Origin of the sequence: Kluyvera sichuanensis (genome assembly GCF_040930405.1) — a bacterium.
In the GTDB taxonomy this organism is placed as follows: Bacteria; Pseudomonadota; Gammaproteobacteria; order Enterobacterales; family Enterobacteriaceae; genus Kluyvera; species Kluyvera sichuanensis.
In genome coordinates this window covers 814,100-829,365 of record NZ_CP162271.1, presented here as the reverse complement: position 1 = coordinate 829,365, position 15,266 = coordinate 814,100, and the positions used below count along the sequence as shown (strand labels likewise).

Sequence of the window (15,266 nt, the reverse complement as noted above, 5' to 3'; positions counted from 1 at the left end):
GCTTTTGAGACAAGTAGCCAGGTAGCTGAGTTTACAGACTTTTTTTCGTCAGGGTCTATAGCACGAAGAATATTTGGTCGAATGTCAAGCAAATCTGTTGCCAGATCGCCGAAAGCGTCACACTGTACCTGATAAAATTCGTTACGCAACTTTATTAGCATGCAATCACCAATCATGCCAACTCTGAGGTAAAATGCTTGTCCCTGGTAAACGTCGGGAAAATTTGCCCGAAGACGGCGCCCGGCGTAGACTAGCGCAGGAATTTTGAGGAGTTGAATATGTCAAATAATAGCCAACCTATCGATCGTCAGACACTGCTTATTGAAGCAAACCGCCTCATTCGTGAGCATGAAGATACTATGGCGGGTATTGAAGCCACCGGCGTGGAACAGCGCAACGGCGTGCTGGTCTTCAGCGGTGAATATTACCTGGATGAACAGGGCCTGCCGACGCCGAAAAGCACGGCGGTGTTTAATATGTTCAAGTATCTCGCCCACCAGCTGTCTGAAAAGTATCACCTGGTTGACTGAACGTAGGGCTCACGCCTGAGCAGTCTGATATGGCCCGGTAAACCTGGTTTACCGGGCCATAGAGTAGTAGAAAGGTATAGAGTAGAAAGGAACCGTTACAGCAGTGGTTTCTGACCACGCTGCCACCAGCGCATCATCAGTTTGTCAGCGCTTTCAGCCGCACTTCCGGTAAACCGGTCCATCATTTTCTTACGCTGCGCATAGCGCACGCCGAAAACGTCACGCCCTTCCATCAGGCCAAGCAGCAGTTCATCGCTGGTGCCCACTTCATCAACCAGCCCTTTTTCCTGCGCCTGGGTACCGTACCAGTGTTCACCGGTAGCAACCTGGTCGATGTCCAGAGACGGACGCATCCGCTTTACAAAATCTTTAAACAGGTGGTGCGTTTCGTTCAGCTCTTCACGAAACTTCTGGCGCCCCTCTTCGGTGTTTTCACCGAGCAGGGTCAGAGTACGCTTGTACTGACCAGCGGTATGCAGTTCGACGTCGATATCTTTATTTTTCAGGAAGCGGTTGAGGTTCGGGATCTGCGCCACTACGCCAATCGACCCGAGAATAGCAAATGGCGCCGCCACAATTTTGTCAGCCACGCAGGCCATCATATAGCCGCCGCTGGCCGCCACTTTATCGACCGCTACCGTCAGCGGGATCTGCTTATCGCGGATACGCTGCAGCTGCGATGCCGCGAGGCCATAGCCGTGAACGACGCCGCCGGGGCTCTCCAGACGCACGACCACCTGATCCTGCGGAGTAGCAACGGTCAGTACGGCAGTAATCTCTTCACGCAGGGAGGAGACTTCATGCGCATCCATACTGCCTTTAAAGTCGATAACCCAGACGCGCGGTTTGGTTGCCGCCGTGGTGTCGCCCTGCTTCGCTTTGGCTTTGGCCGCTTTGGCTTCCAGCTTCAGTTTCTTCTTTTGTGTCTTATGCCAGAGCTTTTGCTGCGGCGCGTCGAGCAGCGCCGCGGCTAAATCTTCCTGCATATCCTTGTGCTGCTCGCTTAAGTTGGTGATTCGCAATTCACCGCGCTGGCGTTTGCGCTGCGTGACGTTGACAATCAGTACGGCAACCACCGCAATGGCGACAACGACAGTGACGATTTTCGCCAGAAAAAGACCATATTGAAAAAGTAATTCCACACATCCACCTTGTACAAAAATCACAGAATCTACCGCTCAGTGTACAACACCGCGTTCAGTACGTCTCGACTGCAGTATCAGGCCACGAGGCGCATTCCAGATTACTTTTTTGCTGATGAAATCATTGCAAATTGTTAATTACTCGTTGTCTCTCCCGTGCGCCGATTGAAATAGCGCGCAGATTCAGGCATAAAGCCCAAAAGCCATGAAAAGTACATGAAATATGGCGGGTATACGCCATAAAGGAGTCACCGTGCACTATCAACCTCAGCTCGATTTGTTGCAAAACCGTATCATTCTGGTCACCGGTGCCAGCGATGGTATCGGTCGCGAAGCGGCAATCACCTATGCCCGTTACGGCGCCAGCGTTATTTTGCTCGGCCGCAGCGATGAAAAACTGCGTGCGGTTGCGCAAGAAATAGACCATGAAGGTTTACTGCCCGCCCGCTGGTTTACCCTCGACCTGCTCACCTGTACGCCGCAGGAATGCCAGCACATTGCTCAGCAGGTTAGTCTGCACTACCCGCATCTTGACGGCGTGCTACACAACGCCGGGCTTCTGGGTGACGTGGTACCGATGGACCAGCAGGACCCCGCCGTTTGGCAGCAGGTGATGCAGGTCAACGTCAACGGCACCTTTATGCTCACCCAGGCGCTGCTGCCGCTGCTGCTGAAAGCAGAATCCGGTTCACTGGTCTTTACCTCATCAAGCGTCGGCCGCGAAGGCCGCGCCAACTGGGGTGCCTATGCGGTGTCGAAATTTGCCACCGAAGGGATGATGCAGGTACTCGCTGAAGAGTATAAAAATCGTCCTCTGCGGGTAAACTGTATTAATCCCGGCGGTACGCGTACCAAAATGCGTGCCAGCGCCTTCCCAACGGAAGACGCACTGAAGTTGAAAACGCCTGCCGATATTATGCCGCTCTATCTGTGGCTGATGGGTGACGACAGCCGCCGTAAAACCGGTATGACTTTTGATGCCCAGCCAGGGCGTAAACCAGGAATTGCACAATGAGTGATGAACGTTACCGCGAGCGCCAGCAGCGCGTAAAAGAGCGCGTTGCCGCCCGCGTGGCCGCCGCCCAGGATACCCGTGGCATCGTTATCGTCTTTACCGGCAACGGTAAAGGCAAAACCACCGCCGCCTTCGGTACCGCGACCCGCGCGGTTGGCCACGGTCATAACGTTGGGGTGATCCAGTTTATTAAAGGCACCTGGCCTAACGGCGAGCGCAACCTGCTTGAGCCGCTCGGCGTCGAGTTTCAGGTTATGGCCACCGGTTTTACCTGGGACACCCAGAATCGGGAGAGCGATACCGAAGCCTGCCTCGCCGTCTGGGAACATGCGAAACGGATGCTGGCCGACGATACGCTGGATATGGTGTTGCTCGATGAGCTGACCTATATGGTGGCGTACGACTATCTGCCGTTAGAAGAGGTATTAACCGCGCTGAAAAACCGGCCGCGTCATCAGACGGTGATTATCACCGGTCGCGGCTGCCACCGGGATATTCTTGAATACGCCGATACGGTCAGCGAACTGCGGCCGGTGAAGCATGCGTTTGAAGCCGGTATTAAGGCGCAGATTGGGATTGATTACTGACCGCTAATCGCTTGGGAAGCAGGCACAGGCAGTATTCATCCTGTGCCTGCGCGACCGCAGTCAGGTTCGGGCGTAACAGATTCGTCGTTGTTATGAATGGCGACAATTAGCCGCTGTAGCCGATCTTGTCATTGGTACTGAAGTAAACCATAGGAAAAATCGTCCTTCGGGCCAAAAAAATAAAAATGTGAGCAGTTTATGAAAACGACTTTTATCGCCATTTGCCTATTGTTCTCTTTTGCATCAAAGGCTGATGATTGGGGAATGTTCAATTCAAAGCCCGTTGCCAGATTTAAAGTATCGACGACGACACCCTATAAAGAAGTTTATAGCGAAGCATTGCAATACTATTTGTTGAAGGAAGGGAAGAATAGCGATAATAATCACTTCTGTATGGTAGGTTATGACTGGCAGGATGGTCGCCGGAGTGCGGTGTTATTCTGGCGCGAAGGCAATGATATCTTTGATCATTGGGTGCTGGGCCAGCATCCCGATGAAAATGATTATATGTCATTAACCTACAGCCATATCGTTGATCAAAAAACGGCGGTCTTCACCCCTGAAAAACGTCGAGAATTTTATACTGAAGATGAAATACATGACGACCCTGATATTATACCGATGTATGGATTCAGCCAAAATGATGTTGACCGGCAGCGTCGTGATTGTGATGAATATGGTGAGATAATTGTCATATCAGCATTTTCTCCTCCCCAAAACTGCAGAAATACAGATATTCCTGAAACAATTCATCTTTGTGAAGCTATCGATAAATAGCACTTTATATTTAGCAGTTTATTATAAATTTAATAGGGTAATACCAGGACACGCTGAATATCGCTGAACAGTATTTCATTCAGGTTCATCGTCGTAGTTGAAGGGGGCGATTTTGATTAAACGCGGGAAAGTATTCCGGCGGAAGCCCGCCGGAACTGACGTCGTTAGCCTTTCGGTTTATTACGGGTGCTAGAACGACGGTTAGTATTATTATTGTTACCAGTATTACCACCAGTGGTGGTGTGACGCTTCACGGCGCGACGAATCTGATTCGCCTTCATGCGGCGACGGTCTTTTTCTACCGCCACTTTCGAGGTGGTTTCGGCCGGCAGTTCTACCAGCTCACGCAGATAGTTGGTCTGCGCCAGATCCAGTTCGGTATAACCACCGCGCGGCAGGCCTTTTGGCAACGGGATATCACCGTAGCGAACGCGGATAAGACGGCTCACCTGCACGCCTACCGCTTCCCACAGACGACGAACTTCACGGTTACGGCCTTCGGTCAGGGTCACGTTGTACCACTGGTTGATGCCTTCGCCGCCGCTGAATTTGATGGTTTTGAATGCCGCAGGGCCATCTTCCAGCTGAACGCCACGGGAGAGCTGACGCACTTTCGTGTCGTCCACTTCACCAAATACACGCACCGCGTATTCACGTTCAACTTCACGGCTTGGGTGCATCAGGCGGTTTGCCAGTTCACCGTCGGTAGTGAACAGCAGCAGGCCACAGGTGTTCACGTCCAGACGGCCAACGGCAATCCAGCGGGCGCCACGCAGTTTCGGCAGACGGTCGAATACGGTCGGGCGACCTTCCGGGTCGTTACGCGTACACAGCTCACCTTCCGGCTTGTAGTACGCCAGCACGCGACAGATTTGTTCTACGGATTCTTTGACGGAGATGAGGTGCCCGTCGATACGAATTTTGAGGCCTGGGATCACTTCAACGCGATCGCCCAGCTTGGCGATTTTGCCGTCCACGCTAACGCGGCCCGCTTCAATAATCGTTTCAATTTCACGACGGGAGCCGTGGCCGGCGCGTGCCAGCACTTTTTGCAGTTTTTCGCTTTTATCGCTTTTATCGCTTTTAACGCTTTTATCGCTCATAGAGCTTCCTTCCGGTGTCGCCTTCACAGGCGTCTTAGAGACTTCATCAGCAACGCGGGAAATCAGCACCGGGTTGCATAAGGAGGCAGGCAGCGGCGTTTTTTCGTGACGCAGGCTACCCACCCAAAATGGTGACCGCACATACTACACGAATTTTAGGAGAAAAGGGCAGCTTGTTCCTGCCCTTTTGTTTCACTTTATCGGCCGTTGCGGCGAAAAGAAGTCTGATGCCGCGATAACGAGCTAAATCCCCTGCACCATTTCAAACCACTCTTCCCCGCCGTGCGTCGAGTCAGATTTTTTAAGGAACTGATAGCCAAAGCGTTTATACATCTCCAGATACTGCGCTTTACACATCAGGTAGATGGCCGTTTTGCCCTGCTGGCACATATGTTCGATAAACGCCTGCATCAGCGCGGTGGAAAGCCCTTTACCCTGGTAGTCAGGGTGCAGCACCACCGACATAATCACCGCGTTCGGCGCCTGCGGGTCATGGCCCACCAGTTCTTTGAACTCTTCATCCGACATCACCACCTCCCAGGCGCAGCCTGCATTAATAAAACCGATAATATCGCCATCCTGCTCCATGCACAGAAAGCCCTGTGGATAACGGGCGATGCGAATGGCAATTTTCTCCCGCGTCGCCGCTTCGTCTGCCGGATAGGCTGCGGATTCAATTTCATAACAACGGTCGATGTCGGACGGGGTGGCCTGACGGAAAGTAGCGTGTGACACAATGCCTCCAGAGATACGGCTTTCAGTTGATGGTCGCTATTCTAGCGCCAGCGTGATATGAATACGCTGCATTCTTTTCAACGGTAAAATGAATATCATGCATCGCAATCTTCGCCTGCTGGATCTTAACCTGCTGCTGGTCTTCGACGCCCTTTATCGCCATCGTCGCGTGGCCGAAGCCGCCAGCGAGCTCGCTATGAGCCCTTCGGCATTCAGCCACGCGTTAAGTCGCCTGCGTAGTTCACTCAACGATCCGTTATTCAGCCGCCAGGGTAGCCAGATGCAGCCGACGCCACGCGCCGAATCGCTGTTTCCCGCCATTGCCGGAGCATTATCGGCGCTAAACGGCGAGCTGGCTCAGGCCGACCATTTTCGGCCTGAAACCAGCAACCAGACCTTCACCTTTGCCGCCACCGATTACACCGCCGCGGTGTTTTTTCCCGAACTTGTCGCCCGGCTTCAGGCCTGCGCGCCCGGCATTCGTACGCGGATTGTCTACTCCCGGGAATATGACGCACTGGAAGAACTGCTGACCGGCAGAGTCAATTTTGCCATCGGTTTTGAGGAAGAGAACGTGCAGCCTCGCCACGGCTTAGCGTCGCTGGAGCTGTTTACCGACGACTACGTGGTGGCGGTGCGCAAAGGTCATCCGTTGGCAAACGAGACGCTGACGCCAGAAACCTATCTGCAGTTGGGTCACGTGGTGGTCAGCCCGTGGAACGAGCACCATCGTCCCATCGACAGCTACCTTGCCTCGCGCCACGTAAGCCGCCGTACGGTGGTGGAGCTGCCGAGCGTGATGTCGGCACCGTTTATCGTCAGCCGTACGGATCTGGCGATAACGCTGCCGCGACGCGGGGTGCACCAGCTTTTTGATACCCGTCAGCTCACCCTGCACACGCCGCCGTTCCCTATTCCGCCCTACACCCTGAAAGTGTATTACCGCCCGGCGAGCGGACAGGCGAAAGCGCAGCAGTGGATGCTGGAGCAGATAAGTCAGCTGGAATAGAAGAGATACCCGGCGAGGAGCCGCCGGGTCAGGAAGGATCAGAGGAACGGTTTGACGTCGCCGACGCCTTCACGCACCACGACCGGGGAATCTTCGGTCAGGTCGATAACGGTGGTCGGCTGTTGGCCGAGGTAGCCACCGTGGATGATCAGATCCACCTGTTTCTCCAGACGATCTTTAATCTCTTCCGGGTCGGATTCAGTGAAATCACTGCCCGGCAGCATCAGAGAGGTCGACAGCATCGGCTCGCCTAAGGTTTCCAGCAGCGCCTGAGCAATCGGGTTTGACGGTACGCGCATCCCGATAGTTTTACGCTTTTCCTGCAGCAGGCGACGTGGCACCTCTTTGGTCCCCTTCAGGATGAAGGTGTAGTTGCCCGGCGTGTTGTTTTTGATTAAGCGAAACGCCACGTTATCGACGTAGGAGTAGGTCGACAGCTCGGACAGGTCGCGGCACATCAGCGTAAAGTTGTGGCCGTCCGGCAGATGACGGATGCGACAGATACGCTCCATCGCGCCTTTGTCTTCAATTTTGCAGCCCAGCGCGTAGCCGGAGTCGGTTGGGTAGACGATGACGCCGCCCTTACGCACAATCTCGACCGCCTGGTTAATCAGACGCGCCTGCGGGTTATCCGGATGGATATAAAAAAACTGACTCATGCTTCCCTCTCAGTTGAATTCTGCGGCTGCTCCCAGCGCTGCCAGACACCCTCGACGCCTGCGGGTAACCACAGTTTGCGGCCCAGTTCAATCCACGGGCAGGGCTGATGGAAATCCGACCCTTGTGACGCCAGTAAACCGTATTCGCGGGCATAGGTGGCAAGCTGAGCGCGCTCGTGAGGCGCTTGCTGACACTGGGCGACTTCCATCGCATCGCCACCGTGTTCGCTAAAGTGTGCCAGCAGTCTTTTCAGCCACTTGGCGGACAAATTGTACCGCCCCGGATGGGCCAATACCGCTACCCCACCCGAATGATGAATGACATCAATAGCTTCCTTTATTGTACACCACTGTGGCGGAACGTATCCGGTTTTCCCACGCGCGAGGTACTTTTTAAACACGTCGCCAATATTACTCGCTTTGCCCTGCTCGACGAGGAAACGCGCGAAGTGCGCCCGCGTCACTGCCCCCCCCTCGGCGTACTTCAGCGCCGCTTCCCAGGCTCCGGGAATATGCGCTTTTTCCAGCCGCTCGGCGATCATCACCCCGCGCTGCTCACGGCGCGTTATCTGCGCGCTTAGAAACGCGGTGAGTGCCGGATTGGCAATATCAATATTCAGGCCGACGATATGGATCTCGTGATTTTCCCAGAGGGTCGAGATTTCTACGCCGCTAATCAGCGTCAGCGGCAAACCTGCACGGGCGATTTCCGCTCGCGCGGCAGGAATGGCAGCGACAGAATCATGGTCGGTGATCGCCAGCGTGCCTACGCGGTTTTCCAGCGCACGATGCACCAGCGCTTCCGGCGTCAGCCGTCCGTCGGAGGCGACCGTGTGGCTATGCAGGTCATAAATGATGGCGTATTCGTTGTCGCTCAAAACAGCTCCCATTGGACTACCTATAAGGATTCGCGGCCTATCATAACGGCATTGCGTGAAATTCTAAAATCAGGGGTTGACTTCGCCCTCTCGAACTAGTTAACTAGTACGCAAGTTCACTTAGTAGAAGGTATCTCAAAATGACGCATAAAATCATTGCTCTGCACGACGGTTGGTGGCGTACTTCCCAGTAGGGCGGAGTCATCACGTCTGCGTTATGCATACAGATACCCGGCCCGCCAATGAGCGGGCTTTTTATTAAGTAAAAATTATTCAGAACAGGCGAGAACAACGATGCAAACACAAAAACCTATGCTCGAGCTTCTGACCAGTGACGCGATTTACCGTGAAAATCCCACCGCGCTGTTCCATCAGCTGTGCGGTGCGCGCCCGGCGACGCTACTGCTTGAATCAGCCGACATTGATAGCAAAAACGATTTAAAGAGCCTGCTGCTGGTCGATAGTGCGCTGCGCATCACCGCGCTGGGCGATACCGTCACCATTCAGGCGCTGTCCGATAACGGCGCTTCCCTGCTGCCGCTGCTGGATGCCGCGCTGCCAGCGGGCGTCGAAAACAACCGCCAGCCAACTTGCCGCGTGCTGCGCTTCCCGGCGGTGAGTTCGCTGCTGGATGAAGATGCTCGCCTGTGCTCACTGTCGGTGTTCGACGCCTTCCGCCTGTTACAAGAGCTGGTGATCGTTCCGCAAAACGAACGTGAAGCAATGTTCTTCGGCGGCCTGTTTGCCTATGACCTGGTCGCGGGTTTCGAAGACCTGCCGCAACTGGAAAGCGACACCAGTTGCCCGGACTACTGCTTCTATCTGGCCGAAACGCTGCTGGTGATTGATCACCAGACCAAAAACACGCGTATTCAGGCCAGCCTGTTTACGCCATCAGAATCAGAAAAAGACCGCCTGCAGCAGCGTATCGCCCAGGTTCGCCAGCAGCTGAACGAGCCGCCGTCAGCGCTGCCGGTGCATGAAATTAGCACCATGCGCTGCGAAACGAACCAAAGTGACGAAGCGTACGGTGATGTGGTGCGTAAGATGCAAAAAGCGATTCGCGCCGGGGAAATCTTCCAGGTGGTACCGTCTCGCCGCTTCTCGCTGCCTTGCCCTTCTCCGCTTGCCGCCTACGACGTGCTGAAGAAGAGCAATCCAAGCCCGTATATGTTCTTTATGCAGGACAACGACTTCACCCTGTTCGGAGCGTCGCCGGAAAGCTCGCTGAAGTATGACGCGACCAACCGCCAGATTGAGATCTACCCGATTGCCGGTACCCGCCCACGCGGTCGCCGCGCTGACGGCTCGCTGGACCGCGACCTCGACAGCCGCATTGAGCTGGAAATGCGTACCGACCATAAAGAGCTCTCCGAGCATCTGATGCTGGTTGACCTGGCGCGTAATGACCTGGCACGTATCTGTACGCCGGGCAGTCGCTACGTGGCAGACCTGACCAAAGTTGACCGTTACTCCTTTGTGATGCACCTCGTCTCCCGCGTGGTTGGCGAGCTGCGTAAAGATCTCGACGTGCTGCACGCCTACCGCGCCTGCATGAACATGGGCACCCTGAGCGGTGCGCCGAAAGTGCGTGCGATGCAGCTGATTGCTGCCGCTGAAGGCAAACGTCGCGGTAGCTACGGCGGCGCGGTGGGTTACTTCACCGCCCACGGCGACCTCGATACCTGCATCGTTATCCGCTCCGCGTTCGTCGAAAACGGCATTGCGACCGTTCAGGCAGGCGCTGGGGTGGTTCTGGATTCCGTTCCGCAGTCTGAAGCCGACGAAACCCGTAATAAAGCTCGTGCGGTTCTGCGCGCCATCGCCACCGCTCATCATGCACAGGAGATTTTCTGATGGCTGACATTCTGCTGCTCGATAACATCGACTCCTTTACTTACAACCTGGCAGATCAGCTGCGCGCAAACGGGCACAACGTGGTGATTTACCGTAACCACGTTCCAGCACAGACCTTAATTGAGCGTCTGGGCACCATGGATAACCCGGTATTGATGCTCTCTCCTGGCCCCGGTGCCCCGTCTGAAGCGGGCTGTATGCCTGAGCTGCTGACCCGCATGCGTGGCAAGCTGCCGATTATCGGCATCTGCCTCGGTCATCAGGCGATTGTTGAAGCCTACGGCGGCTATGTTGGTCAGGCAGGCGAAATTCTGCACGGCAAAGCCTCCAGCATTGAACACGACGGCCAGGCGATGTTTGCCGGCTTAAGCAACCCGCTGCCGGTGGCGCGCTACCACTCATTGGTAGGCAGCAACATTCCGGCCGGTTTAACCATCAACGCCCATTTCAACGGCATGGTGATGGCAGTACGTCACGACGCGGATCGCGTCTGCGGTTTCCAGTTCCACCCGGAGTCTATTCTGACCACGCAGGGCGCTCGCCTGCTGGAACAAACGCTGGCATGGGCGCTGCAAAAACTGGAGCAGAGCAACACGCTGCAGCCGATTCTGGAAAAACTGTATCAAGCCGAAACCCTGTCTCAGCAAGAGAGCCATCAGCTCTTCTCCGCCGTAGTGCGCGGCGAAGTGAAGCCGGAGCAGCTGGCCGCCGCGCTGGTGAGTATGAAAATTCGCGGCGAAAGTCCGAATGAGATTGCCGGTGCCGCCACCGCCCTGCTGGAAAACGCCGCGCCGTTCCCACGCCCGGACTATCCGTTTGCCGATATCGTTGGCACCGGCGGCGACGGCAGCAACAGTATCAACATTTCCACCGCCAGTGCCTTTGTCGCTGCGGCGTGTGGTCTGAAGGTCGCCAAGCATGGTAACCGCAGCGTCTCCAGTAAGTCTGGCTCTTCTGACCTGCTGGCTGCTTTCGGCATTAATCTCGATATGAATGCCGACAAATCACGTCAGGCGCTGGATGAACTCGGGGTGTGCTTCCTGTTTGCACCGAAGTATCACACTGGTTTCCGCCACGCCATGCCGGTTCGCCAGCAGTTGAAAACCCGCACCCTGTTCAACGTGCTGGGGCCTCTGATTAACCCGGCGCACCCGCCGCTGGCGCTGATTGGCGTCTACAGTCCGGAACTGGTGCTGCCGATTGCTGAAACCCTGCGCGTGCTGGGTTACCAGCGTGCCGCCGTCGTTCACAGCGGCGGAATGGATGAAGTGTCGCTGCACGCGCCAACGGTCGTTGCGGAGCTGAATGAGGGCGAAATTAAGAGCTACCAGCTGACCGCCGATGACTTTGGCCTCAAGCCTTATCATCAGGCCGAACTGGCCGGTGGCACGCCGGAAGAAAACCGTGACATTCTGACGCGCTTGCTACAAGGTAAAGGTGAAGCGGCCCATGAGTCCGCGGTGGCGGTCAACGTCGCCATGCTGATGCGCCTGTACGGTCACGAAGACCTGAAAGCCAACGTACAACAGGTGCTGGATGTTCTGCACAGTGGTGCAGCCTACGACCGCGTCACCGCATTAGCGGCAAGAGGATAAGAAATGCAGACCGTATTAGCAAAAATCGTTGCCGATAAAGCGATTTGGGTAGAAGCCCGTAAACAGCAACAACCGTTAGCCTCGTTCCAGAACGACGTACAGCCAAGCCAGCGCAGCTTCTATGATGCGCTGCGCGGCACCCGCACCGCCTTTATTCTGGAGTGCAAAAAAGCTTCTCCGTCGAAAGGGGTGATCCGCGATGATTTCGACCCGGCGCGCATTGCTAACGTTTATAAGCACTACGCCTCGGCAATTTCCGTACTAACCGATGAGAAGTATTTCCAGGGCAGCTTTGACTTCCTGCCTATCGTCAGCGGCATCGCGCCGCAGCCGATTCTGTGCAAAGACTTTATTATCGATGCCTACCAGATCTACCTGGCGCGTTTCTACCAGGCAGACGCCTGCCTGCTGATGCTCTCCGTGCTGGACGACGAGCAGTATCGTCAACTGGCGGCAGTCGCGCATAGCCTGAACATGGGCGTGCTGACCGAAGTCAGCAACGAAGAGGAGCTGGAGCGCGCGATTGCGCTGAAGGCGAAGGTCGTGGGTATCAATAACCGTGACCTGCGCGACCTCTCTATCGATTTGAACCGCACTCGCCAACTGGCGCCGCGTCTGGGCCACGATGTCACGGTGATCAGTGAATCCGGCATCAATACCAACGCGCAGGTGCGTGACCTGAGCCACTACGCCAACGGCTTCCTGATTGGCTCGGCGATGATGGCCTACGATGACCTGAACGCCGCCGTCCGCCGCGTGCTGCTGGGCGAAAACAAAGTCTGCGGGCTGACCCGCCCACAAGATGCGCAGGCGGCCTATGAAGCCGGTGCTATCTACGGCGGCCTGATTTTTGTGCCCACCTCGCCGCGTGCGGTAAACGATGCGCAGGCGCGTGACGTGATGAATGGCGCCCCGCTCGCCTACGTGGGCGTGTTCCGTAATACCCCAACAGCCGAGGTCGTGGAACGCGCGACGACATTGCAGCTGAAAGCGGTTCAACTACACGGCAGCGAAGACCAGGCTTATATCGACGCCCTACGCGCCGAACTGCCTGCCAGCGTGCAAATCTGGAAAGCGCTGAGCGTCGCCGACACGCTGCCACCTCGTGACCTCAACCACGTCGATAAATACGTGTTCGACAACGGTCAGGGCGGTTCCGGGCAGCGTTTCGACTGGGCACTGTTACAAGGTCAGGATCTGAGCAACGTGATTCTGGCCGGTGGTTTAAGCGCAGATAACTGCGTAGAAGCGGCCAAAAGCGGCTGCGTCGGGCTGGATTTCAATTCAGGCGTAGAGTCACAGCCGGGTATTAAAGATGCCAGCAAACTGGCCTCGGCATTTCAAACGCTGCGCGCATATTAAGGAGCAATAATGAGCACTTTACTGAACCCCTATTTTGGTGAATTTGGCGGGATGTACGTTCCGCAGATTCTGATGCCCGCCCTGCGCCAGCTGGAAGAGGCTTTCGTCAGCGCCCAGAAAGACCCTGCGTTTCAGGCAGAGTTTACTGACCTGCTAAAAAACTATGCCGGTCGTCCAACGGCACTGACCAAGTGTCGTAACCTGACGGAAGGCACCAAAACCACGCTGTACCTTAAGCGTGAAGATTTACTGCACGGCGGCGCGCACAAAACCAACCAGGTGCTGGGCCAGGCGTTGCTGGCAAAGCGCATGGGCAAAACTGAGATCATCGCCGAAACCGGCGCCGGTCAGCACGGCGTGGCTTCCGCACTCGCCTGCGCCCTGCTCGGCCTGAAGTGCCGCATCTATATGGGCGCGAAAGATATCGAACGTCAGTCGCCAAACGTCTTCCGTATGCGCCTGATGGGTGCAGAGGTTATCGCGGTACACAGCGGCTCCGCTACGCTGAAAGATGCTTGTAACGAAGCGCTGCGCGACTGGTCTGGCAGCTATGAAACCGCGCACTATATGCTCGGCACCGCCGCAGGCCCGCACCCGTTCCCAACCATCGTGCGTGAGTTCCAGCGCATGATTGGCGAAGAGACCAAAGTGCAGATCCGCGAAAAAGAAGGTCGCCTGCCGGATGCCGTGATTGCCTGCGTCGGCGGCGGTTCTAACGCCATCGGGATGTTCGCCGACTTTATCGACGAAACCAGCGTCGGCCTGATTGGCGTTGAGCCAGCCGGTCACGGTATCGAAACCGGCGAACACGGCGCGCCGCTGAAGCACGGTCGTGTTGGCATCTACTTCGGCATGAAATCGCCGATGATGCAGACCGATGAAGGCCAGATTGAAGAGTCTTACTCTATCTCTGCCGGTCTGGACTTCCCGTCCGTTGGGCCGCAGCACGCCTTCCTGAACAGCATTGGTCGCGCCGAGTACGTGTCGATTACCGATAACGAAGCGCTGGACGCCTTCAAGGAACTCAGCCGCCACGAAGGGATTATCCCGGCGCTGGAGTCTTCTCACGCCCTGGCCCACGCGCTGAAAATGATGCGTGAAAACCCAGAAAAAGAGCAGCTGCTGGTCGTTAACCTGTCCGGTCGCGGCGACAAAGACATCTTTACCGTACACGATATTCTGAAAGCGCGAGGGGAAATCTGATGGAACGCTATGACAACCTGTTTGCTCAACTGAAGGCCCGCAAGGAAGGCGCGTTTGTTCCCTTCGTCACCCTGGGCGACCCAAACCCAGAGCAGTCGCTGAAGATTATCGACACGCTGATTGCCGCCGGTGCGGACGCACTGGAGCTGGGGATCCCGTTCTCTGACCCGCTGGCCGATGGCCCGACTATTCAGAACGCAACCCTGCGCGCCTTTGCGTCGGGCGTCACGCCGACCCAGTGCTTTGAGATGCTGGCAGCGATTCGCCACAAGCACCCGACGATTCCGATTGGCCTGCTGATGTATGCCAACCTGGTCTTCAACCGCGGTATCGATGCGTTCTACGCCGAGTGTGCTCGCGTCGGCGTCGATTCCGTGCTGGTTGCCGACGTGCCGGTGGAAGAGTCCGCGCCGTTCCGTCAGGCCGCGATGCGCCACAACGTCGCGCCAATCTTCATCTGCCCGCCAAACGCCGACGATGAACTGCTGCGCCAGATTGCCGAGCATGGCCGGGGTTATACCTACCTGCTCTCCCGCGCTGGCGTAACCGGTACCGAAACCCGCGCCGCGCTGCCGCTGCATCATCTGGTGGAAAAACTGGCAGAGTACAACGCCGCACCGCCGCTGCAGGGCTTTGGTATCTCTGCACCGGATCAGGTCACCGCGAGCATCGAAGCGGGTGCTGCCGGGGCTATCTCGGGTTCCGCGATTGTCAAAATCATTGAACGCAACGTCGAGAAGCCACAGGTGATGCTGGATGAGCTTTCAAGCTTTGTCACCAGCATGAAGGCGGCAACCAAATCGGCGTAATGCCT

The 15,266-nt window shown here is 56.0% G+C and carries 15 protein-coding genes and 1 other annotated feature; of the genes, 10 read left to right on the top strand and 5 right to left on the bottom strand.

The genetic code is table 11. The features are described from left to right. The first annotated feature begins 278 nt into the window (after positions 1-278). Positions 279-530, top strand: a complete 252-nt coding sequence (locus AB2B48_RS04075; protein ID WP_035892923.1) for a YciN family protein — start codon at positions 279-281, stop codon at positions 528-530. A gap of 95 nt (positions 531-625) precedes the next feature. Here AB2B48_RS04075 and sohB read toward each other — a convergent pair whose 3' ends face one another. Next, positions 626-1,672 carry a protease SohB gene (gene sohB, locus AB2B48_RS04070; protein ID WP_368300873.1) on the bottom strand — a complete coding sequence of 349 codons (1,047 nt, stop codon included), beginning with the start codon at positions 1,670-1,672 and terminating at the stop codon, positions 626-628. A 253-nt stretch (positions 1,673-1,925) separates the two neighbouring features. Here sohB and AB2B48_RS04065 point away from each other — a divergent pair, with 253 nt between their 5' ends. The 3 genes from AB2B48_RS04065 to AB2B48_RS04055 all read left to right on the top strand — a co-directional run bounded on the left by AB2B48_RS04065 (position 1,926) and on the right by AB2B48_RS04055 (position 4,051). After that, the gene (locus tag AB2B48_RS04065) at positions 1,926-2,687 is read left to right on the top strand and encodes a YciK family oxidoreductase (protein WP_368300872.1); all 762 of its coding nucleotides are present in this window, start codon (positions 1,926-1,928) and stop codon (positions 2,685-2,687) included. Then, positions 2,684-3,274, top strand: coding sequence for a cob(I)yrinic acid a,c-diamide adenosyltransferase (gene cobO / locus AB2B48_RS04060; protein ID WP_368300871.1), 591 nt, complete (start codon positions 2,684-2,686; stop codon positions 3,272-3,274). The genes AB2B48_RS04065 and cobO overlap by 4 nt, the downstream gene beginning before the upstream one ends. A gap of 198 nt (positions 3,275-3,472) precedes the next feature. Then, the gene (locus AB2B48_RS04055) at positions 3,473-4,051 is read left to right on the top strand and encodes a hypothetical protein (protein WP_368300870.1); all 579 of its coding nucleotides are present in this window, start codon (positions 3,473-3,475) and stop codon (positions 4,049-4,051) included. Between the two features lie 164 nt (positions 4,052-4,215). Here the strand turns inward: AB2B48_RS04055 and rluB are convergent, their stop codons facing one another. Together rluB and AB2B48_RS04045 are read right to left on the bottom strand one after the other, a co-directional pair. Then, complete coding sequence (gene rluB / locus AB2B48_RS04050) at positions 4,216-5,154, bottom strand: 23S rRNA pseudouridine(2605) synthase RluB (RefSeq protein WP_368300869.1); 939 nt, start codon at positions 5,152-5,154, stop codon at positions 4,216-4,218. A 243-nt stretch (positions 5,155-5,397) separates the two neighbouring features. Further along, a complete protein-coding gene (locus tag AB2B48_RS04045; protein WP_368300868.1) occupies positions 5,398-5,889 on the bottom strand; it encodes a GNAT family N-acetyltransferase in 492 nt (163 codons plus the stop codon). A 97-nt stretch (positions 5,890-5,986) separates the two neighbouring features. On the opposite strand from AB2B48_RS04045, the gene AB2B48_RS04040 reads away from it, so the two are divergent. Then, positions 5,987-6,898 (top strand): LysR family transcriptional regulator, encoded by a 912-nt coding sequence (locus tag AB2B48_RS04040; protein ID WP_368300867.1) that lies wholly within the window; start codon positions 5,987-5,989, stop codon positions 6,896-6,898. Positions 6,899-6,936: 38 nt separating this feature from the next. On the opposite strand, the gene AB2B48_RS04035 is transcribed toward AB2B48_RS04040, so the two are convergent. Further along, complete coding sequence (locus tag AB2B48_RS04035) at positions 6,937-7,557, bottom strand: L-threonylcarbamoyladenylate synthase (RefSeq protein ID WP_368300866.1); 621 nt, start codon at positions 7,555-7,557, stop codon at positions 6,937-6,939. Beyond that, a complete protein-coding gene (locus tag AB2B48_RS04030; protein WP_368301909.1) occupies positions 7,554-8,435 on the bottom strand; it encodes an RNase RNM in 882 nt (293 codons plus the stop codon). The genes AB2B48_RS04035 and AB2B48_RS04030 overlap by 4 nt, the downstream gene beginning before the upstream one ends. Positions 8,436-8,602: 167 nt before the next feature. Continuing rightward, positions 8,603-8,695 (top strand) — a sequence feature (Trp leader region). A 34-nt stretch (positions 8,696-8,729) separates the two neighbouring features. Between AB2B48_RS04030 and AB2B48_RS04025 the strand changes: the two genes are divergently transcribed. From AB2B48_RS04025 to trpA, 5 genes are read left to right on the top strand one after another with little or no spacing between them, the layout of a single operon-like run. After that, on the top strand, positions 8,730-10,292 hold the full coding sequence (locus tag AB2B48_RS04025; RefSeq protein ID WP_185666020.1) for an anthranilate synthase component 1: 1,563 nt from the start codon (positions 8,730-8,732) through the stop codon (positions 10,290-10,292). Beyond that, positions 10,292-11,887 (top strand): bifunctional anthranilate synthase glutamate amidotransferase component TrpG/anthranilate phosphoribosyltransferase TrpD, encoded by a 1,596-nt coding sequence (trpD, locus tag AB2B48_RS04020; protein WP_333011806.1) that lies wholly within the window; start codon positions 10,292-10,294, stop codon positions 11,885-11,887. Before AB2B48_RS04025 ends, trpD begins: the two co-directional genes overlap by 1 nt. 3 nt (positions 11,888-11,890) lie before the next feature. Beyond that, positions 11,891-13,249, top strand: a complete 1,359-nt coding sequence (gene trpCF, locus AB2B48_RS04015) for a bifunctional indole-3-glycerol-phosphate synthase TrpC/phosphoribosylanthranilate isomerase TrpF (RefSeq protein ID WP_333011807.1) — start codon at positions 11,891-11,893, stop codon at positions 13,247-13,249. A gap of 9 nt (positions 13,250-13,258) precedes the next feature. After that, positions 13,259-14,452, top strand: a complete 1,194-nt coding sequence (gene trpB, locus AB2B48_RS04010) for a tryptophan synthase subunit beta (RefSeq protein WP_312658163.1) — start codon at positions 13,259-13,261, stop codon at positions 14,450-14,452. Continuing rightward, positions 14,452-15,261 (top strand): tryptophan synthase subunit alpha, encoded by an 810-nt coding sequence (gene trpA, locus AB2B48_RS04005; protein WP_368300865.1) that lies wholly within the window; start codon positions 14,452-14,454, stop codon positions 15,259-15,261. Before trpB ends, trpA begins: the two co-directional genes overlap by 1 nt. Positions 15,262-15,266 lie beyond the last annotated feature (5 nt).

Coding starts and splice junctions, on each gene's coding strand:
- AB2B48_RS04075 (WP_035892923.1), top strand. CDS start 279: ATGTCAAATAATAGCCAACCTATCGATCGTCAGACACTGCTTATTGAA.
- AB2B48_RS04055 (WP_368300870.1), top strand. CDS start 3,473: ATGAAAACGACTTTTATCGCCATTTGCCTATTGTTCTCTTTTGCATCA.
- trpB (WP_312658163.1), top strand. CDS start 13,259: ATGAGCACTTTACTGAACCCCTATTTTGGTGAATTTGGCGGGATGTAC.
- trpD (WP_333011806.1), top strand. CDS start 10,292: ATGGCTGACATTCTGCTGCTCGATAACATCGACTCCTTTACTTACAAC.
- AB2B48_RS04035 (WP_368300866.1), bottom strand. CDS start 7,557: ATGAGTCAGTTTTTTTATATCCATCCGGATAACCCGCAGGCGCGTCTG.
- cobO (WP_368300871.1), top strand. CDS start 2,684: ATGAGTGATGAACGTTACCGCGAGCGCCAGCAGCGCGTAAAAGAGCGC.
- AB2B48_RS04040 (WP_368300867.1), top strand. CDS start 5,987: ATGCATCGCAATCTTCGCCTGCTGGATCTTAACCTGCTGCTGGTCTTC.
- rluB (WP_368300869.1), bottom strand. CDS start 5,154: ATGAGCGATAAAAGCGTTAAAAGCGATAAAAGCGATAAAAGCGAAAAA.
- trpCF (WP_333011807.1), top strand. CDS start 11,891: ATGCAGACCGTATTAGCAAAAATCGTTGCCGATAAAGCGATTTGGGTA.
- trpA (WP_368300865.1), top strand. CDS start 14,452: ATGGAACGCTATGACAACCTGTTTGCTCAACTGAAGGCCCGCAAGGAA.
- AB2B48_RS04025 (WP_185666020.1), top strand. CDS start 8,730: ATGCAAACACAAAAACCTATGCTCGAGCTTCTGACCAGTGACGCGATT.